Here is a 17,641-nt window from a genome sequence, read left to right as displayed (position 1 = left end):
TCCGGATGCCGGGGGGAAAAGTCCAAGGCCGGTCGAGGCGGCCCGGCCGCCTTCGACGCCGTCCCGGAGGCCGGCCACCAGGAAACCGGCTACTCGAAGGCGCCGATGTTGTCGTGGCTGAGGTTGTCGAAGCGGGTGTATTCGCCGAAGAACTTGAGCTTGCACGAACCGGTCGGACCGCCGCGGTGCTTGCCGATGATGATCTCGGCCAGGCCCTTGTCCGGCGAATTCTCCTTGTTGTAGTACTCGTCGCGGTAGATGAACACGATCATGTCGGCGTCCTGCTCGATGGCGCCCGATTCGCGCAGGTCGGCCATCACCGGGCGCTTGTCGGTGCGCGTTTCCAGCGAGCGGTTGAGCTGCGAGAGCGCGATCACCGGCACGTTGAGTTCCTTGGCCAGGCCCTTGAGCGACCGGCTGATCTCGGAGATCTCGGTCGCGCGGTTCTCGCTGTTGCCCGGCACCGACATCAGCTGCAGGTAGTCGATCACCACCAGCCCGAGGTCGTGCTCGCGCTTGAGGCGGCGGCACTTGGAGCGCAGCACTTCCGGCGACACGCCCGGCGTGTCGTCGATGAAGATCTTGGTCTCCTTGAGCATCTTGATCGCGCCGGTGACGCGCGCCCAGTCCTCGTCCTCGAGCTGGCCGGTGCGCAGCCGCTGCGCGTTGATGCGGCCGTTGGACGAGATCAGGCGCATCGCCAGCTGCGCGGCCGACATTTCCATCGAGAACACCGCCACGCCCTTCTTCGACTTGATCGCCGCGTACTCGGCGATGTTCAGCGCGAAGGTGGTCTTGCCCATCGCCGGGCGCGCGGCCAGGATGATCAGGTCGGTCGGCTGCAGGCCGGCGGTCATCGCATCGAACTCGCTGTAGCCGGTCGGCAGGCCGGTGATGTTGCCGCCGTTCTCGAACCGGTTGCGCAGCTCCTCGAAGGCGTCCTTCAGCGCGCCGGGCATCGCCACGAAGTCGGTGCGCCCGCGCGCGCCCTGCTCGGCGATCGCGAACACCGACTTCTCCGCCGCCGCGAGCAGCTCGGCGCTGTCGCGCCCTTCCGGCTGGAAACCGTCGTTGACGATGTCGGTACCGACCTGGATCAGCTGCCGCAGCACCGCCTTGTCGCGCACGATCTCGGCGTAGGCGGCGATGTTCGCCGCCGACGGCGTGGTGCTGGCCAGCTCGATCAGGTAGGCGCCGTCGCCGATCAGCTCCAGCTTGCCCTGCGACTCGAACCATTCGGTCAGCGTGACCGCGTCGAACGGCCGGTCGCGCTCGGACAGCTCGCGGATCGCGCGGTAGATCAGCTGGTGGTCGCGCCGGTAGAAATCGTTCTCGGTGAGCTGGTCGTTGACCCGGTCGAAAGCCTCCGGCGCCAGCATCAACCCGCCCAGCACCGCCTGCTCGGCTTCCACCGAATGCGGCGGCACGCGCAACTGGTCGATCCGCTGCTCGCGGAAATCGTCGCGGTCGTTGCCGCGGTTGTTGCGAAAGCCGGGACGCGCAGACATGGTTACGGGCTCGTGACGCAGGGATGGGGGCAGGAAGGATAGTCATCCCTGCCCTTTCCGGCCATGCACAACCCTGTGGATAAGCGGTGCGCAGCCGGTGCACACATCTACGCCCCTGCCGTCGCACCGACCGAGACGGCGCCACGTCCGCCCCGTCGCCGCCGCGGTCAGCCGCGATGACGGTCCAGCCAGTGCAGGAACTTGTCGACGAACCCCTGCAGGAACTTGCGGGTGCCTTCGTCGGCGATCCCGCCCTGCGCATCGAAGAACCCGTCCTTGTACTGCAGGAACACTTCCGGCTGGCCCAGCACCGGCATGTCCAGGTAGGCCAGCACGTTGCGCAGGTGCTGCTGCGCCAGCGAGGTGCCGATCGCGCCGATCGAGATGCCCAGCAGCGCCGCCGGCTTGCCGGCGAAGGCGCTGTCGCCATAGGGGCGCGACCCCAGGTCGATGGCGTTCTTGAGCACGCCGGGAATCGAGCGGTTGTACTCCGGCGTGACGAACAGCACCGCGTCGGCGGCGCGGACCTGTTGCTTCAGGCGCTTGCCCTGCGCCGGATAGTCGCCGTCGTGGTCCTGGTTGTACAGCGGCAGGTCGCCGATCTCGACGTGCTCGAACGCGGCCCGGTCGCCGGCCAGCTTCTCGATCGCGGCGGCGAGCCGCCGGTTGTAGGATTCCTTGCGCAGGCTGCCGACCAGCACCGCGATCCGGGGCTTGCTCATGGGTATTCCTCCGAGGCGGACAGGAGGCCCCACCATAGGCCGCGGGACGGCCAGGCCAGGTGAAACGCCCGCGCCGGCCCGGGCCGCTCAGCGACGCGCCCGCCACTCCTCGCGGCTCTGCCCCCAGATCTCGACCTCCTGCTCGTGGTACGGCTCGGGCAGCCGTCCCATCCGCAGCAGGCGCGAGCCGAGCTTCTCGGCGACGCGCTTGGAGTTCGCGTTGCCCGGCGCGATGGTATGGATCACCTCGTCCCAGCCCAGCCGCTCGAACGCCCAGTCGATGGCCGCCGTGGCGGCCTCCGGGGCATAGCCTCGCCCCCAAACCGCGCGGCTCAGGCTCCAGCCGACCTCGGTCCCCGGCCAACCGTGCGGCTGCCAGGGGCCGACCCGGCCGATCCACTCGCCGCTCGCCTTCTCGATCACCGAGAACATGGCGAAGCCCTGGAGGTGCCAACTGCCGACCAGGGCCGCCAGGGAACGCCAGGCCACCGAAGGCGCCTGCACGCCGCCGATGTGGCGCATGGTTTCCTCGTCGGAAGCGAATCGCGCGAGGGCCTCGAAGTCCTCGGCCGCCGGGGGCCGCAGCACCAGCCGCTCGGTCTCGATCCGGATGTCCTCCATCGCCATGGGATGCTCCTCAGAATGCGTTGATGCCGGTCAGCGCGCGGCCGACCACGAGTTGGTGCACGGTCTCGGTTCCCTCGTAGGTGATCACCGACTCCAGGTTGAGCGCATGCCGGATCGCCGCATGCTCGGTGGTGATGCCCGCCGCGCCGAGCAGGTCGCGGCATTCGCGCGCCACGTCCAGCGCCATCCGGCAGTTGTTCCATTTCGCCAGCGACACCTGCACGGGCTGCAGGGCGCCGGCTTCCTTCAGTCGCCCCAACTGCAGCGCCAGCAACTGCGCGGTGGTGATGCGGCGCGCGATGTCGGCCAGCTTGACCTGGGTGCTCTGGGTCGCCGCCAGCGGCCGCCCGAACAGCACCCGCTCGCCGCAGTAGGCCAGCGCTTCGCGCAGGCAGGCGATCGCCGAACCGACCGGTCCCCAGGCGATGCCGTAGCGCGCCTGGTTGAGGCAGCCGAGCGGCGCCTTGAGCCCGCTCGCTTCGGGCAACCGGTTGCGCTCGGGCACGCGCACGTCGTCCAGGAACAGCGCCGAGGTGACCGAAGCCCGCAGGCTCATCTTGTGCTTGATGTCCTCGGCCGCGAATCCCGGCACGCCGCGCTCGACGATGAAGCCGCGCACGCCGTCGTCGGTCTGCGCCCATATGATCGCCAGGTCGGCGATGCTGCCGTTGGTGATCCACATCTTGCTGCCGCTCAGGCGCCAATCGCCGCCGTCGCGCACAGCCCGGGTGCGCATGCTGGCCGGGTCCGAGCCGCCATGCGCCTCGGTGAGGCCGAAACAGCCGATCGCGCGCCCGGCCGCCATCTCCGGCAGCCAGCGGCGCCTGTGCTCCTCGCTGCCGTAGGCGTGGATCGCATGCATGCACAACGAGGACTGCACGCTGACGAAGCTGCGCAGCGCGCTGTCGCCGCGCTCCAGTTCCTGGCAGATCAGGCCGTAGGCCACGGCCCCCAGCCCGGCCCCGCCGTACTCGGCGGGCAAGGTCGGTCCGAGCAGCCCGAGCGCCGCGATGTCCGGCACCAGTTCCCGCGGGAAGCGCCCCTGGTCGAACGCGTCGCCGATCGCCGGCAGCACCCGCTCGTCGGTGAAGCGCGCCACCGCATCCTGCACGGCCCGCTCGTCCTCACTCAACAGCGAGCGCATATCGAACAGATCATCCGTTTGCAACGACATCGCAGGCCAATCCCCGGGGAATCGCCGCATTGTATCGCCGCGTTCCATCCGTGCAGCGCGCCGCACGGCGCCGGAAACGGGAAGAGCCGGCATTGCCGGCTCTTCCCTCGACGCGTTTCGGGACGAACTTACTGCTGGTTGGCCGGAGCGGATTCCAGCGCAGCGGTCTGGGTGACCAGTTGCCCGTCGATGACCGGCAGGCGATCGCTGGCCGGCTTGCTGTTCATGCGCACGGTCTTTTCCTGGCCGTTGTAGCGGTACGTCACGTCGTAGCCGACCACGTTGTCGGCGTTGCCCATCGCGATGCGGCTACCCGGCTTGCTGTCCATGCGCATCGTGCCGGTGGTGCCATCGGCATTGCGGTAGGTCACGTTGTAGCCGACCACGCGCGAGGACTCCGAAGTCGCGTTCTCGGTGTGGCACTGGCGCTCGGTGCGGCTGACCACGTTGTTGTCGGCATGCCGCTGCTGGATCGCGCGACCGGCGAAGGCGCCGCCCACGGCACCGGCGACGGTGGCCAGCTTGCGGCCGTCGCCGCCGCCGACCTGGTTGCCGAGCACGCCGCCGATGAGCGCGCCGGCGGCGGTGCCGGCGATGTTGTTCGGGTCCTTGCGCGGCACGTGTTCCTGCACGACCACGTCGTTGCACACCTCGCGCGGCGTGCTGGTGGTGCTGGTCTCGCGCACCGGTTCGGTGCCGATCACGGTCGCATAGACCTTTTCCTTGCTGGTCACCGGATCGACCTTGACCACGTCGGCGTATTCCAGGACACCGCCGCCCTTCACGGCGGAAGAGGCCGCGTCATCGGCCGCCAGCGAGTTGTCCAGGGTCGGCCGGACTTCGGCGGACGGGGCGACGACATCGTCGGACTTGCCGCGGTTGTTCATGAAGGCAGCCGTGGCCACGCCCCCTACCAGCAGTGCGCCAGCAGCGACCAGTATAGTTGTCGTATTGCTCTTCATTTCGAGCTCCTTGTGCGGACGTTCCGCGTGTGTCTTCGTGCCAGCGCATTGCAGCACGCGCTACCTGAACAGATCCACCTCTCGGTCAGGAATGTCGTCGAAAAGTTCCCGTACCGTTTTCCTTCCAGACAGCCAGATTCCACCGAGGTCGAACCATGCCTCATCTTGCCACCACGCCGATCCTGAATTGGGCGCGGCAACTGCGCCATCCGACGCTGTTCAAGCTCACCGCCGCCCTGTTCCTGCTCGACCTGTGCCTGCCCGATCCGGTGCCGTTCCTCGACGAGATCCTGCTCGGCCTGGGCACGCTGCTGCTGGCGAGCTGGCGCACCCGGCGCACAGCGCCGAGCCCGCGCGCTTGATGCCATGCACCTCGTCGACAGCCATTGCCACCTCGACGCCGAGGAATTCGATCCCGACCGCGACGCGGTGCTGGCGCGGGCGCGCCGCGCCGGCGTGAACGACCAGCTCGTGCCCGCGGTCGCGGCCGCCGGCTGGCCCAAGTTGCGCGAGATCTGCGCCGCGTCGCCCGGCCTGCATCCGGCCTACGGCCTGCACCCGATGTTCCTGGACGCCCATCGCCACGCGCACCTGGACCAGCTGCGCGCATGGATAGAACGCGAACGCCCGCGCGCGATCGGGGAGTGCGGGCTCGACTTCTATGTCGAAGGACTCGACGCCGGCGAACAGCGCCTCTATTTCCGGCGCCAGCTGGAACTGGCGGCCGAGTACGACCTGCCGGTGATCGTGCACGCACGCCGCGCGGTCGAGGAAGTCATCGCCACGATCAAGTCGGTGGGCCGCCTGCGCGGGGTGGTCCACAGTTTTTCGGGCAGCCCCGAACAGGCGGCGCAACTGTGGAAACTCGGCTTCATGATCGGCCTGGGCGGACCGGTGACCTATCCACGCGCGCACCGGCTGCGCCGCCTGGTCGCCGGCATGCCGCTGGAACAGCTGCTGCTGGAAACCGACGCCCCGGACCAGCCCGATGCCGGGATCCGCGGCCAGCGCAACGAGCCTGCGCGGCTGGGCGCGGTCCTGGCCTGCATCGCCGGACTGCGCGGCGAACCGGAGCAGGCGATCGCGCGGCAGACCACGGCCAACGCACGCAGGTTGTTCGGGTTGCCGGACGGACCAGGCTGACCGAGCGATCGTCCCGGGAGGCCCGTGGCGTGCGCGAGGTCGCGGCGGCTGCCGCGACCGCCATCACCCCGCGACGTCCATCGCGTGCGGTTGCCCGGCCATCGCTTCCTGCCGGTTCCCGGCCTCGCCGGCGCGCGCCTTCAACAGCATCTCCAGCGCCTTGCCGACCGCGGCGAACGCGAAGGCGCCGGTGATGTGCGTGGCCGCGCCCAGGCCGGCACCGCAGTCCAGCTTCAGCGCCGCGTCGGCGCCCAGCTGCGGACGGATGCCGCATACGCTGCCGTCGGCCTGCGGATACTTCACGTTCTCGAGCGAATACACCGCAGGCACGCCGAAGTAGCGCTGCGGGTTCTTGGGGAAATTGAATTCGCCACGCAGCTTCTTGCGGATCAGCGCCAGCATCGCGTCGTGCTCGGTACGCGAGACGTCGCGCACGCGCACCAGCGTGGGATCGGTACGCCCGCCGGCCGCGCCGACGGTGATCAGCGGCAACTTGCGCCGCCGGCACCAGGCGATGGTCTCGACCTTGACCCGGAAACTGTCGCAGGCATCGATCACCAGGTCGAACCCCTGCCCGAGCAGTTCGGCCATGTTGCCGGCGGTGAGGAACGCCTCGACCGGCACCGCGTCGATCTCCGGATTGATCGCCCGGCAGCGCTCGGCCATGGCCTGCGCCTTGTTGCGGCCGTACTGGCCGGCCACCGCCGGCAGTTGCCGGTTGGTGTTGGACACGCAGATATCGTCGGCATCGATGAGGGTCAGGTGGCCGACGGCCGAGCGCGCCAGCGCTTCGACCACCCACGAGCCCACGCCGCCCATGCCGACGACGGCCACGCGGCACGCCGACAGCTTCTCCACCGATCCCACGCCATAGAGCCGGTCGACGCCGGCGAAGCGTTCACGCCATTGAGTTTTCATCGCACTATTTTACCGACCGGCGGGCCGCGGCCCGCCCTCGTCCACTTCCGGGAGCCCGCAAGGATGTCCAGCCAGCCCAAGCCGCCGTCCACCGCCTATCGCTATCTGTTCATGGCCTTGCTCGGCCTGTTGGTGGGCGTCGTCGCCACCGTGATGGTGGCCCGCGCCCTGCAGGCGCGCCGCGATCCGTTCCCGGACAGCCTGATGCAGGTGATGGCCAAGCAGACCGACCTGCTCGCGGCGAACCATGCGCGCAACCGCTGCACGGTGCCCGACAGCCTGCCCCGGCTGCAGTCCCTGCGCGCGCTGTCCAACGACCTGGAAACGGCCTTCCCCGGCCTGAAGGACGATCGCCGCTTCACCCAGCATGCCGCCGCCCTGCGGGCCCGCCTGGACCAGGCGCTCTCGCGGGCGCCCGGCGACTGCGCGGCCCTGCAGGCCTTCAACGAGGGGATCGGCGAGGCTTGTAAGGCCTGCCACCAGGATTTCCGCTGAATAGCGGCCGGCCGGATTGGCGTTGCGTTCACCTGGCACCGGAGAGGATGGCGACGCTGCGGCGCCGCCGCTCCCATGGAACCACCGGAGAATCCCATGAACACCCGACTGCTCGTCATCGGCCTCGCCGCTACCACCGCACTGGCCGGCTGCGCCACCACCCAGCCCAATTACGGCGGGAACTACGGGGGCGGTTACAACGGCGGCTACAACCAGGGTTATTCGCAGGGACGTTGCGCCGACTGCGGCATCGTGACCCGCATCGACCCGGTGCAGTCCAACCGCAGCGCGCCGACCGGCACCGGCGCGGTGCTCGGCGGCATCGTCGGCGCGGTGGCCGGCCGCGTGATCTCGAAGGAGACCGGCGGCAGCAAGGGCAACAAGAACGTGTCGACGGTCGCCGGCGCCGCCGCGGGCGCGCTGGCCGGCAACGCGATCCAGAACAACGTCACCAGCGACTCCTACGACATCCAGGTCCGGATGGACGATGGCCGCGTCATCGTGGTCAACCAGAAGGACCTGGGCGGCATCCAGGAGAACACCTACGTGCGCGTCGTCAACGGGCGCGTCGTGCTGCGCTGAACCGGCGGCCCTGTCCCGGCACAGCAAAAAGGCCCGCTTGCGGGCCTTTTTGCCGTCTGGGCTTTGGCGCGGCGATCAGGCAGGCTGGACGGCATCCGCCTGCAGTCCCTTCTGGCCCTGCACGACGGTGAAGGTCACCTTCTGGCCTTCCTTCAGGCTCTTGAAGCCCTGGATCTGGATGGCGCGGAAGTGCACGAACACGTCTTCGCCATTCTCGCGGCTGATGAAGCCGAAGCCCTTGGCATCGTTGAACCACTTGACGGTACCGGTCTCACGGTCTGACATCTCGACTTACTCCCTGGATCACACAATTGATTGGTTGATGGCAGTGTTGGCTGGTTGCAAGGAGGAAGCGAGGTGCAAGGATGTAGCGGATCGATGATCTACCCATCAGGCCACGATTCACGGTGACCTTGCCAAGCGCAGCGGTTGCAACTTAACCCGTGCCGAACCAAATTGCAATCACCCCGAGCCCATTCTGTCAACCCCCAAAACGGATACCCGCGCACCCGCCATGGACTATTCATTCATGTATTACCTGATAGGCGCCCTCCTGGTGGTCGCCGGCTTCCTGGGCGTGGTCCTGCCGGCCCTGCCTGGGCTGCCGCTGGTCTTCGCCGGCCTGCTGCTGGCGGCCTGGGGCGACGGTTTCGAGCGGGTGGGCTGGCTGCCGCTGGCCGCGATCGGGGCACTGGCCCTGCTCTCGCTGCTGGTCGATTTCCTGGCCAACGTCTACGGGGCCCAACGGCTCGGCGCCAGCCCCAAGGCCTTGTGGGGGTCCGTGATCGGCACCTTCGCCGGCCTGTTCTTCCTGCCGGTCGGCCTGTTCGTCGGGCCGTTCGTCGGCGCCTGGGCGGGCGAGTACTGGCACAGCCGCACGCTCGGCAAGGCCACCCGCGTGGGCCTGGGCACCTGGCTCGGGATCCTGCTGGGCGCCGCGTCGAAGCTGGCGCTGGGCTTCTGCATGCTGGGCGTGTTCGCGGTCGCCTGGTTCTTCTGAGCGGGCGGCATTCCACCTTCACCGCCAGTACGCCACTCTATCGGCCATCCTCCGACCAGCGCCCCGACATGACCCATCCGCGCCCCCTGCTGATGCTCGCCCTCGCCGCCGCGCCCCTCGCCCACGCCCAGGAGTCCTCGCCGCAACCGGCGACCGCCCAGGCCTGCACTTCCATCGACTCGAACGCGGCGCGCCTGGCCTGCTACGACCGGGCGCTGGGCTATACCGCCAAGGACACCCGCGAGGCCGACCTGGCCGCCGACCAGGCCCGGACCGAGCAGAAGGCCGCCCGGGACCAGGCCGGCAGGGCCGCCGCGCGCAGCCCGGTCGGGGAATTCTTCAAGTCCGAGCACGACACGCCCGCCCTGGACGCCATCGCCAATGCGGGCCGCGGCTCGCTGCTGGACAGCCGCTGGGAGCTGGCCAAGGATTCCAAGCTCGGCACCTTCCAGCTGCGCGCCTACAAGCCGGTCTACCTGTTGCCGGCGTTCTGGACCAGCAAGGTCAACGAGCTGCCGTCCTCGCCGAACCCCAGCAACACCGTCACCACGCCGCAGCCGCTGGACAACACCGAGCTGAAGTTCCAGCTCAGCTTCAAGACCAAGGTGGCCGAGGACCTGTTCGGCGACAACGGCGACATCTGGGTCGGCTATACTCAGAGTTCGCGCTGGCAGGCCTACAACTCGGAGGAATCGCGGCCGTTCCGCGAGACCAACTACGAACCGGAAGCGATGCTGGTGTTCCGCAGCAACTACGGCATCGCCGGCTGGCGCGGCCGGCTGACCGGGATCAGCCTCAACCACATGTCCAACGGCCGCAGCGACCCGCTGTCGCGCAGCTGGAACCGGGTGATCCTCAATTTCGGCCTGGACCGCGAGAACTGGGCGCTGATGCTGCGGCCGTGGTTCCGCATCAAGGAGGACGCCAGGGACGACAACAACCCGGACATCGAGGACTACATGGGCCGCGGCGACGCCACGCTGGTCTGGAACAGGAACGGGCACGAGGTGTCGCTGATGGCCCGGCACTCGCTGCGCGGCGGCGACCGCTCGCACGGCGCGCTCCAGCTCGACTACGGCTTCCCGATCAGCAACCTGCTGCGCGGCCACCTCCAGGTGTTCGACGGCTATGGCGAGAGCATGATCGACTACAACCACAAGGCCACCTACGTGGGCGTGGGTGTGTCGTTGCTGGAGTGGTATTGAGACCCGACGGCGCGCCTTGAAGCACTTTTTGCCTTTGTGGGAGCGGCTTCAGCCGCGATGGGTTTTTCTCATTCGCGCCCCTGCACAGGGATGTGCAGGCTGTTGCAGAGGGATCTGCCTCATTTGAACCCCCGCACATGGGATCTGCATGAAAGCCCCGTCGCGGCTGAAGCCGCTCCCACAAGAGCCGCTCCTACAGGCAGCGCTTCCGGGGCGGAGGGCTCCCCCTCTCAGGTCCAGTCGGTCAGTCCCTCGCGGCGATAGGCTTCCTTGAACGCCGGGCGCGCCTTCATCCGGTCGGCCAAGGCCTTCAGCGCCGGCCACGTATCGGTGGGGCGCGGCATGTTGCGCGACCAGCGCATCAGCATGGTGAACACGAAATCCGCGGCGGAAAGCCTTTCGCCGAGCAGGTACGGGCCGTGCATCCGCAGGTGGTCGTCGACCTGCTGCCATGCGGCTTCGAGCGCGGCGCGCGACGATGCCTTGACCTCGTCGGCGTTCTCCTCGCCCGCCGGCTCGTCCGGATAGAACCAGCCCCGGTAGGCCGGCATCAGCGTATAGGCGCCGAAGAACATCCAGCGATAGTAGGCGGCCCGTTCCGGCGTGCCGATCGCGGGCGCGAGGCCGGCCCGGGGATGCAGGTCGGCCAGGTGCATCGCGATCGCCGCCGATTCGGTCAGCACCTGCCCGTCCATGACCAGCGTCGGCACCCTGCCTTGCGGATTGAGGGCCAGGTACTCCGGCGACTTCTGCTCGCGCTTGTCGAAGTCGAGCATGCGCAGCTCGTGCTCGATGCCGAGCTCGATCAGCAGCCAGTGGACGACCAGCGAGGCCGTGCTTCGGGAGCCGTAGAGAATGACTGACATGCGTGGATTTTCCCGGAATCTGAAATCGTCGTTCCCGCGAAGGCGGGAACCCAGTGGCGTTTACCTTTCCGAAAAGACTGCAGCGATCTGGACGAAAGCCCCTGGATTCCCGCCTTCGCGGGAACGACTGGGACTTACGCCACCACCACCGGGATCTTGCCGATGCGGGCCTGCCATTCGCGCGGGCCGGTCTTGTGCACCGACTCGCCGGTCGCGTCGACGGCCACGGTCACCGGCATGTCCTTGACCTCGAACTCGTAGATCGCCTCCATGCCCAGGTCCTCGAAGGCGAGCACGCGGCTGGCCTTGATCGCCTTGGACACCAGGTAGGCCGAACCGCCGACCGCCATCAGGTAGACCGCCTTGTTGTCGCGGATCGCCTCGATCGCCGCGTCGCCGCGCTCGGCCTTGCCGACCATGCCGAGCAGGCCGGTCTGCTCCAGCATCTGCCGGGTGAACTTGTCCATGCGCGTGGCGGTGGTGGGGCCGGCCGGGCCGACCACCTCGTCGCGTACCGGGTCGACCGGGCCGACGTAGTAGATGAAGCGGTTGGTGAAGTCGACCGGCAGCTTCTCGCCCTTGTTGAGCATGTCGACCATGCGCTTGTGCGCGGCGTCGCGGCCGGTCAGCAGCTTGCCGTTGAGCAGCAGCACCTCGCCCGGCTTGAACTGCGCCACGTCCTCGCGGGTGATCGTATCGAGGTCGACCCGGCGCGCGTTCTGCGGGTTGTAGGTCAGCTCGGGCCAGTCCTCCAGCGACGGCGGCTCCAGCGCGACCGGGCCGCTGCCGTCCAGGGTGAAATGCGCATGCCGGGTGGCCGCGCAGTTGGGGATCATCGCCACCGGCAGGTTGGCCGCGTGGGTCGGGTAGTCCTTGATCTTGATGTCCAGCACCGTGGTCAGGCCGCCCAGGCCCTGCGCGCCGATGCCCAGCGCGTTGACCTTCTCGTACAGCTCCAGGCGCAGCTCCTCGATGCGGTTGGACGCGCCGCGGGCCTGCAGCTCGGTGATGTCGATCGGCTCCATCAGCGCTTCCTTGGCCAGCAGCATCGCCTTTTCGGCGGTACCGCCGATGCCGATGCCGAGCATGCCCGGCGGGCACCAGCCGGCGCCCATGGTCGGCACGGTCTTGAGCACCCAGTCCACGATCGAATCGGACGGGTTGAGCATGGCGAACTTGCTCTTGGCCTCCGAGCCGCCGCCCTTGGCCGCGACGATCACCTCGACGTGGTCGCCCGGGACGACCTTCACGTTGACCACCGCCGGGGTGTTGTCCCGGGTGTTCTGGCGCTTGCCGGCCGGATCGGCCAGCACCGAGGCGCGCAGCTTGTTGTCCGGATGGTTGTAGGCGCGGCGCACGCCTTCGTTGACCATGTCCTCGACGCCCATCGTGGCGTCGTCCCAGCGCACGTTCATGCCGATCTCGAGGAAGACGGTAACGATGCCGGTGTCCTGGCAGATCGGTCGATGCCCTTCGGCGCACATGCGCGAGTTGATCAGGATCTGCGCGATCGCGTCCTTGGCCGCCGGCGACTGCTCGCGCTCGTAGGCCGCGGACAGGTTCTTGATGTAGTCGACCGGGTGGTAGTAGCTGATGTACTGCAGCGCGTCGGCGACGCTCTGGATGAGGTCTTCCTGCTTGATCGATGTCACGGCTGGCTCTTCGGCTCGCGGGGGAGAAAACCCGCCCATTTTAGAGCAAAGTGGCGGCCGGGCCGGCTGTCACGCCGGCACGCGCTGTTCCGTCCTGGGGCGGCCCACCCGAACGGACGACATGCCCATGAACACCGACACCGTCTTCGAGCAGCACCGCCCGCGCCTGTTCAGCCTCGCCTACCGCCTGCTGGGCGCGCGCACCGAGGCCGAGGACGTGGTGCAGGACGCCTGGCTGCGCTGGCACGGCGCCGATCGCGCCGGCATCGTGGACCCGGAAGCCTGGCTGGTCACCGCTACCACCCGGCTCGGCCTGGATCGCCTGCGGGCGGCGCGCACCGCCCGCAGCCGCTACACCGGCCCGTGGCTGCCCGAGCCCCTGGAGATCAGCGAGGAACCCGGACCGCAGGAACTGCGCGAGCGCGCCGAGCAGGTCTCGCTGGCGTTGCTGGCGGCGATGGAACGGCTCGGTCCGGAGGAGCGTGCCGCCTTCCTGCTGAAGGAGGCCTTCGACTACGACTACGCGCGCATCGCCGAGCTGCTCGGCCACAGCGAGGCCAACTGCCGGCAGATGGTGCACCGCGCGCGGACGCGGCTGCAGGCGGAGCGACCGCGCTTCCCGGTCGACCGGCAACATCACCGGGAGCTGCTGGAGCGCTTCATGATCGCCTCGCAGGCCGGCGACATGACCGCGATCACCGCGCTGCTCGACAGCAATGCGCGGCTGGTTTCCGACGGCGGCGGCAAGGTCACCGCCGCACTGCGTCCGCTGCTGGGCGCCGAGCGCATTGCCCGCCTGTACTGGGCGGTGGCGCGCCGCAAGCTGGGGCTTGTCGCGCGAATGGGCACGGTCAACGGCGAACCGGCGATCCTGCGCTTCCGCGACGGGAGACTGCACTCGACCACGCTCGCAGTGATCGACGGCGATCGCATCGTCGAATTGCTCAACGTGATGAATCCGGACAAGTTGCCGCGGGCCTGACGGCGCCCTGGATGATCGCCCGGACCCTCATCCGCCCTTCGGGCACCTCGCTTCGCGCCCCGGGCATCGGGCGTGTGCGATCCCGTGGTTCACAAGCAATACGCCTTCACCCCGGCGAGAGGAAAGCCTTCACCATCCGATCGAACCGTGCAGGCAAAGCCCGTCGGGACTGAAGTCCCTCCCACAGTCATCCTTCACCGCGACCTGCGCCTCCAGAAATCGGAACCATTACCGATCACCAAGCCATCTCCCCACCCTGTCACGCCGCGTTTTTCCCGCGCGTCCTGGATGTCGAAAGCGGCCATCGCGGCCGCTCATTCCAGGAGAAACCCCATGAAGTTCAACCGCATCGACTACACCCGCCACGTCCCCACCGCGGTCAAGAGCATGTCCGCGGCCAGCGCGTCCCTCCACGACGGCAGCATCGGCTCCGAGCTGGTGGAGCTGCTGTTCCTGCGGGTGTCGCAGATCAACGGCTGCGCCTTCTGCATGGACATGCACGCCACCGCGCTGCGCAAGGGCGGCATGGACCCGCGCAAGCTCGATACCGTCGCCGGCTGGCACGACAGCCGCTTCTTCGATGGCCGCGAACGCGCCGCGCTGGCCTGGGCCGAGGCCCTGACCCGGCTGCCCACGGCCGCCCCGGCGGACGCCCTGTACGAGGCGCTGCGCGAGCACTACGACGACCAGGGCATTTCCGAGATCACCATGGCGGTGGCGGTGATCAACGCCTGGAACCGCCTCGGCGTCGGCCTGCAGCCGCAGCTGCCCTGATCCCGCGCCCGTCCTGGCATCTGCCATCTGCGCGCAACACGCCGCCGCTAGCGTCATGTCTCCTGGCGCGCAGAGACGAATCGATGGACGACAAGCACGACCTGCCGGTCCTGGCCGGCGAGACCCTCACGTCGCTGGCGGCGGCCTGGTCCGCCGCCTCGCTCCGCCACCACCTGCTGCTGTGCGCACCTGAACACTTCGCCGTCGACTACGTCATCAATCCCTGGATGGCGGCGCACGTGCACGGCGCCAACCCGGGCAGGGCCTGGACGCAATGGCAGGCGCTGCAGGAACTGCTGGCGATGCATGCGGACGTCGACCTGCTGGCGCCCGCGCCGGGCCTGCCCGACCTGGTGTTCACCGCCAACGCCGGCCTGGTGCGCGGCAACGACTTCATCCCCAGCCGGTTCCGCCATCCGGAGCGGCGCGGCGAGGAACCGCTGTGCATCGAGTGGTTCCGCCGCGCCGGCTTCCGCATCCGCCCGCTGCCGGACACGGTGATGTTCGAAGGCGCCGGCGATGCGCTGTTCGAGCGTGGCCACCAGGCGCGGCTGTGGCTGGGTCACGGCCACCGCAGCGACGCCGCGGCGGCGCCGGAGCTGGAGCGCATGCTGGACATGGAAGTGGTGCCGCTGCGGCTGGTGGATGCGCGCTTCTACCACCTGGACACCTGCTTCTGCCCGCTGCGCGACGGTCGCCTGCTGTACTACCCCGCCGCGTTCGACGAACGGGCGCAGGAGGAGATCGCCAGGCGCGTGCCGCCGCACCTGCGCATCGCGGTCGCCGAGGAGGATGCGCTGGCCTTCGCCTGCAACGCGGTGGACCTGGACGACACCGTGGTCATGCATCGCGCCAGTCCCGCCCTGCAGCAGGCGCTGGCCGGTTTCGGCTATGCCGTCGCGCAAACGCCGCTGGACGAGTTCCTCAAGTCCGGCGGCTCGGCCAAGTGCCTCACCTTGCGCCTGGACGAGTAATCCGCCCGCATTTCCGCGGTGCCTCATGCTCATGTGGGAGCGGCTTCAGCCGCGACGGGCTTTATCGGTAGGGCCTTGTCGCGACTGCAGTCGCTCCCACAGTTGTATCCTCCGCCCCAGGAGGCGGAGACGCCTCCGCGCAAAATTGCCGCATTCCCGCCCGGCGGCACGCGCGGCACAATCGCGGCATGACACCCCATGCCGCGTCGCCTTCACGCCATCCCAGCCTGCGCGAACGCTTCGATGCGATGCGCAACATCCCGCCGTTCCTGCGCGAGATATGGCGGACCAGCCGTCTCCTGACGCTGGCCAGCCTGGGCCTGCGCCTGGTCCGGGCATTGACCCCGATCGCGACGCTCTACGTCGGCAAACTGATCATCGACGAGGCCATCCGCCTGGCCGGCACGCAGCCCGGGCTGCGTTCGCTGCCGGAGGCGCTGGCGGGCGGGCAGCTCGACCGCCTGCTGGAACTGCTCGCGCTGGAACTGCTGCTGGCGGTCGGCTCGGACCTGCTCGGCCGGCTGGTCGGCTACGCCGACACGCTGCTGTCGGAGCTGTTCAACAACAGCACCAGCATCCGGCTGATGGAACACGCCGCGCGGCTGGACCTGGAGGATTTCGAAGACCCGGACCTGCAGGACCGGCTGGACCGTGCGCGGCGCCAGAGCATGGGCCGCATGAGCCTGATGAGCCAGCTGTTCGGCCAGGTGCAGGACACCATCACCGTGGCCAGCTTCGCGGTCGGCCTGCTGGTCTACGCGCCCTGGCTGATCGTGCTGCTCGCGCTCGCGCTGGTGCCCGCCTTCGTCGGCGAGGCGCATTTCAACGCGCTGAACTATTCGCTCAATTACCAGTGGACGCCGGAGCGGCGCCAGCTCGACTACCTGCGCCAGGTCGGCGCCAGCGTCGAGACCGCCAAGGAAGTGAAGATCTTCAACCTGCACCGCTTCCTGATCGAACGCTACCGGGAGCTGGCGGAGAAACTGCACCTGGCCAACCGCGCGCTGGCGCGCCGGCGCGCCTTCTGGGGAACGCTGCTGGCCGCGCTGGGCACGCTGGGGTACTACACGGCGTACGGCTACATCGCCTGGCGCACGATCCGCGGTGACTTCAGCATCGGCGACCTGACCTTCCTGGCCGGCAGCTTCCTGCGCCTGCGGCAGTTGCTGGAAGGCCTGCTGATCGGCTTCTCGCAGGTCGCCGGCCAGGCGCTGTACCTGGACGACCTGTTCTCGTTCTTCGAGATCGAGCCGGAGATCGTCTCGCGGCCCGGCGCCCTGCCGGTGCCGCAGCCGATCCGGCACGGCTTCGTGTTCGAGGATGTCGGCTTCCGCTATCCCGACGCGGAACGCTGGGCGGTGCGCCACCTCGATTTCGAGCTGCGCGCCGGCGAGGTGCTGGCGCTGGTCGGCGAGAACGGCGCCGGCAAGACCACGCTGGTGAAGCTGCTGGCCCGCCTGTACGACCCGGACGAGGGCCGCATCCTGCTGGACGGGCGCGACCTGCGCGACTACGACCTGGACGACCTGCGCGCCAACATGGGCGTGATCTTCCAGGACTTCGTGCGCTATCACCTCTCCGCCGGCGAGAACATCGGCGTGGGCAGGGTCGAGTCGATGCACGACCGGCCGCGCATCGAGGCCGCGGCGCGGCGCGCGCTGGCGGACGACATGATCGAGGCGCTGCCGCGCCGCTACGAGCAGGTGATCGGCCGCCGCTTCAAGCAGGGCGTGGACCTGTCCGGCGGGCAATGGCAGAAGATCGCCATCGCGCGCGCCTACCTGCGCGACGCCCAGGTGATGATCCTCGACGAGCCGACCGCCGCGCTGGACGCGCGCGCCGAGTTCGAGGTATTCCAGCGTTTCAAGGAACTGTCGCGGCAACGCACCGCGGTGCTGATCTCGCACCGCTTCTCCAGCGTGCGCATGGCCGACCGTATCCTGGTGCTCGCCGACGGCCGGATCGAGGCCAGCGGCAGCCACGAGCAGCTCATGGCCCAGGGCGGGCGCTACGCGGAGTTGTTCGAACTGCAGGCGGCTGGCTATCGCTAGAACGCG

Annotated in this window: 19 protein-coding genes; 10 read left to right on the top strand and 9 right to left on the bottom strand. The window is 68.7% G+C overall.

Going from position 1 to position 17,641, the window contains the following annotated elements:
• Positions 1–89 precede the first annotated feature (89 nt).
• The 5 genes from FD678_RS05690 to FD678_RS05670 form a co-directional block, all read right to left on the bottom strand.
• Positions 90–1,508, bottom strand: coding sequence for a replicative DNA helicase (locus FD678_RS05690; protein ID WP_140720259.1), 1,419 nt, complete (start codon positions 1,506–1,508; stop codon positions 90–92).
• A 167-nt stretch (positions 1,509–1,675) separates the two neighbouring features.
• Positions 1,676–2,230, bottom strand: coding sequence for an NADPH-dependent FMN reductase (locus tag FD678_RS05685; protein ID WP_140720257.1), 555 nt, complete (start codon positions 2,228–2,230; stop codon positions 1,676–1,678).
• A gap of 87 nt (positions 2,231–2,317) precedes the next feature.
• Positions 2,318–2,857: a GNAT family N-acetyltransferase gene (locus tag FD678_RS05680; RefSeq protein WP_140720255.1), complete on the bottom strand. Its 540-nt coding sequence runs from the start codon at positions 2,855–2,857 to the stop codon at positions 2,318–2,320.
• Between the two features lie 10 nt (positions 2,858–2,867).
• The gene (locus FD678_RS05675) at positions 2,868–4,031 is read right to left on the bottom strand and encodes an acyl-CoA dehydrogenase family protein (protein ID WP_140720253.1); all 1,164 of its coding nucleotides are present in this window, start codon (positions 4,029–4,031) and stop codon (positions 2,868–2,870) included.
• Positions 4,032–4,159: 128 nt separating this feature from the next.
• Positions 4,160–4,993, bottom strand: a complete 834-nt coding sequence (locus tag FD678_RS05670) for a glycine zipper 2TM domain-containing protein (RefSeq protein WP_140720251.1) — start codon at positions 4,991–4,993, stop codon at positions 4,160–4,162.
• 155 nt (positions 4,994–5,148) lie between these two features.
• Here FD678_RS05670 and FD678_RS05665 point away from each other — a divergent pair, with 155 nt between their 5' ends.
• The gene (locus FD678_RS05665; protein WP_140720249.1) at positions 5,149–5,355 is read left to right on the top strand and encodes a DUF6116 family protein; all 207 of its coding nucleotides are present in this window, start codon (positions 5,149–5,151) and stop codon (positions 5,353–5,355) included.
• Positions 5,356–5,359: 4 nt separating this feature from the next.
• On the top strand, positions 5,360–6,136 hold the full coding sequence (locus FD678_RS05660; RefSeq protein WP_140720247.1) for a TatD family hydrolase: 777 nt from the start codon (positions 5,360–5,362) through the stop codon (positions 6,134–6,136).
• Positions 6,137–6,199: 63 nt separating this feature from the next.
• Here FD678_RS05660 and FD678_RS05655 read toward each other — a convergent pair whose 3' ends face one another.
• Entirely contained in the window at positions 6,200–7,054 is an 855-nt protein-coding gene (locus FD678_RS05655; protein WP_140720245.1) for a tRNA threonylcarbamoyladenosine dehydratase, read from the bottom strand.
• 63 nt (positions 7,055–7,117) lie between these two features.
• Between FD678_RS05655 and FD678_RS05650 the strand changes: the two genes are divergently transcribed.
• The gene (locus FD678_RS05650) at positions 7,118–7,549 is read left to right on the top strand and encodes a cytochrome c (protein WP_140720243.1); all 432 of its coding nucleotides are present in this window, start codon (positions 7,118–7,120) and stop codon (positions 7,547–7,549) included.
• 96 nt (positions 7,550–7,645) lie between these two features.
• A complete protein-coding gene (locus FD678_RS05645) occupies positions 7,646–8,131 on the top strand; it encodes a glycine zipper 2TM domain-containing protein (protein ID WP_140720241.1) in 486 nt (161 codons plus the stop codon).
• Positions 8,132–8,206: 75 nt separating this feature from the next.
• Here FD678_RS05645 and FD678_RS05640 read toward each other — a convergent pair whose 3' ends face one another.
• Entirely contained in the window at positions 8,207–8,416 is a 210-nt protein-coding gene (locus FD678_RS05640) for a cold-shock protein (protein ID WP_140720239.1), read from the bottom strand.
• A gap of 244 nt (positions 8,417–8,660) precedes the next feature.
• On the opposite strand from FD678_RS05640, the gene FD678_RS05635 reads away from it, so the two are divergent.
• Both FD678_RS05635 and FD678_RS05630 read left to right on the top strand, forming a co-directional pair.
• Positions 8,661–9,131: a DUF456 domain-containing protein gene (locus FD678_RS05635; protein ID WP_218569537.1), complete on the top strand. Its 471-nt coding sequence runs from the start codon at positions 8,661–8,663 to the stop codon at positions 9,129–9,131.
• A gap of 68 nt (positions 9,132–9,199) precedes the next feature.
• Positions 9,200–10,336 (top strand): phospholipase A, encoded by a 1,137-nt coding sequence (locus tag FD678_RS05630; protein ID WP_140720235.1) that lies wholly within the window; start codon positions 9,200–9,202, stop codon positions 10,334–10,336.
• A 230-nt stretch (positions 10,337–10,566) separates the two neighbouring features.
• On the opposite strand, the gene FD678_RS05625 is transcribed toward FD678_RS05630, so the two are convergent.
• Together FD678_RS05625 and FD678_RS05620 are read right to left on the bottom strand one after the other, a co-directional pair.
• A complete protein-coding gene (locus tag FD678_RS05625; protein ID WP_140720233.1) occupies positions 10,567–11,202 on the bottom strand; it encodes a glutathione S-transferase family protein in 636 nt (211 codons plus the stop codon).
• 134 nt (positions 11,203–11,336) lie between these two features.
• Positions 11,337–12,854 (bottom strand): fumarate hydratase, encoded by a 1,518-nt coding sequence (locus tag FD678_RS05620; RefSeq protein ID WP_177497594.1) that lies wholly within the window; start codon positions 12,852–12,854, stop codon positions 11,337–11,339.
• Between the two features lie 127 nt (positions 12,855–12,981).
• Between FD678_RS05620 and FD678_RS05615 the strand changes: the two genes are divergently transcribed.
• The 4 genes from FD678_RS05615 (at position 12,982) to FD678_RS05600 (ending at position 17,635) form a co-directional block, all read left to right on the top strand.
• Positions 12,982–13,836: an RNA polymerase sigma-70 factor gene (locus FD678_RS05615; RefSeq protein WP_140720229.1), complete on the top strand. Its 855-nt coding sequence runs from the start codon at positions 12,982–12,984 to the stop codon at positions 13,834–13,836.
• A gap of 333 nt (positions 13,837–14,169) precedes the next feature.
• Positions 14,170–14,610, top strand: coding sequence for a carboxymuconolactone decarboxylase family protein (locus tag FD678_RS05610; protein WP_140720227.1), 441 nt, complete (start codon positions 14,170–14,172; stop codon positions 14,608–14,610).
• 83 nt (positions 14,611–14,693) lie between these two features.
• Positions 14,694–15,584: a dimethylarginine dimethylaminohydrolase family protein gene (locus tag FD678_RS05605; RefSeq protein WP_140720225.1), complete on the top strand. Its 891-nt coding sequence runs from the start codon at positions 14,694–14,696 to the stop codon at positions 15,582–15,584.
• Between the two features lie 188 nt (positions 15,585–15,772).
• Positions 15,773–17,635, top strand: a complete 1,863-nt coding sequence (locus FD678_RS05600; protein ID WP_177497592.1) for an ABC transporter ATP-binding protein — start codon at positions 15,773–15,775, stop codon at positions 17,633–17,635.
• Positions 17,636–17,641: the final 6 nt, after the last annotated feature.

The organism is Pseudomonas sp. Hp2 (assembly GCF_006386585.1).
GTDB lineage: Bacteria > Pseudomonadota > Gammaproteobacteria > Xanthomonadales > Xanthomonadaceae > Pseudomonas_S > Pseudomonas_S boreopolis.
Note: the sequence above shows the minus strand (reverse complement) of the source record. Positions and strands in the feature narration are given on the sequence as shown.

Bases quoted from the DNA above. Each gene is read 5' to 3' on its own strand.
- FD678_RS05690 (WP_140720259.1), bottom strand. From the start codon at position 1,508: ATGTCTGCGCGTCCCGGCTTTCGCAACAACCGCGGCAACGACCGCGAC.
- FD678_RS05685 (WP_140720257.1), bottom strand. From the start codon at position 2,230: ATGAGCAAGCCCCGGATCGCGGTGCTGGTCGGCAGCCTGCGCAAGGAA.
- FD678_RS05680 (WP_140720255.1), bottom strand. From the start codon at position 2,857: ATGGCGATGGAGGACATCCGGATCGAGACCGAGCGGCTGGTGCTGCGG.
- FD678_RS05675 (WP_140720253.1), bottom strand. From the start codon at position 4,031: ATGTCGTTGCAAACGGATGATCTGTTCGATATGCGCTCGCTGTTGAGT.
- FD678_RS05670 (WP_140720251.1), bottom strand. From the start codon at position 4,993: ATGAAGAGCAATACGACAACTATACTGGTCGCTGCTGGCGCACTGCTG.
- FD678_RS05665 (WP_140720249.1), top strand. From the start codon at position 5,149: ATGCCTCATCTTGCCACCACGCCGATCCTGAATTGGGCGCGGCAACTG.
- FD678_RS05660 (WP_140720247.1), top strand. From the start codon at position 5,360: ATGCACCTCGTCGACAGCCATTGCCACCTCGACGCCGAGGAATTCGAT.
- FD678_RS05655 (WP_140720245.1), bottom strand. From the start codon at position 7,054: ATGAAAACTCAATGGCGTGAACGCTTCGCCGGCGTCGACCGGCTCTAT.
- FD678_RS05650 (WP_140720243.1), top strand. From the start codon at position 7,118: ATGTCCAGCCAGCCCAAGCCGCCGTCCACCGCCTATCGCTATCTGTTC.
- FD678_RS05645 (WP_140720241.1), top strand. From the start codon at position 7,646: ATGAACACCCGACTGCTCGTCATCGGCCTCGCCGCTACCACCGCACTG.
- FD678_RS05640 (WP_140720239.1), bottom strand. From the start codon at position 8,416: ATGTCAGACCGTGAGACCGGTACCGTCAAGTGGTTCAACGATGCCAAG.
- FD678_RS05635 (WP_218569537.1), top strand. From the start codon at position 8,661: ATGTATTACCTGATAGGCGCCCTCCTGGTGGTCGCCGGCTTCCTGGGC.
- FD678_RS05630 (WP_140720235.1), top strand. From the start codon at position 9,200: ATGACCCATCCGCGCCCCCTGCTGATGCTCGCCCTCGCCGCCGCGCCC.
- FD678_RS05625 (WP_140720233.1), bottom strand. From the start codon at position 11,202: ATGTCAGTCATTCTCTACGGCTCCCGAAGCACGGCCTCGCTGGTCGTC.
- FD678_RS05615 (WP_140720229.1), top strand. From the start codon at position 12,982: ATGAACACCGACACCGTCTTCGAGCAGCACCGCCCGCGCCTGTTCAGC.
- FD678_RS05610 (WP_140720227.1), top strand. From the start codon at position 14,170: ATGAAGTTCAACCGCATCGACTACACCCGCCACGTCCCCACCGCGGTC.
- FD678_RS05605 (WP_140720225.1), top strand. From the start codon at position 14,694: ATGGACGACAAGCACGACCTGCCGGTCCTGGCCGGCGAGACCCTCACG.
- FD678_RS05600 (WP_177497592.1), top strand. From the start codon at position 15,773: ATGACACCCCATGCCGCGTCGCCTTCACGCCATCCCAGCCTGCGCGAA.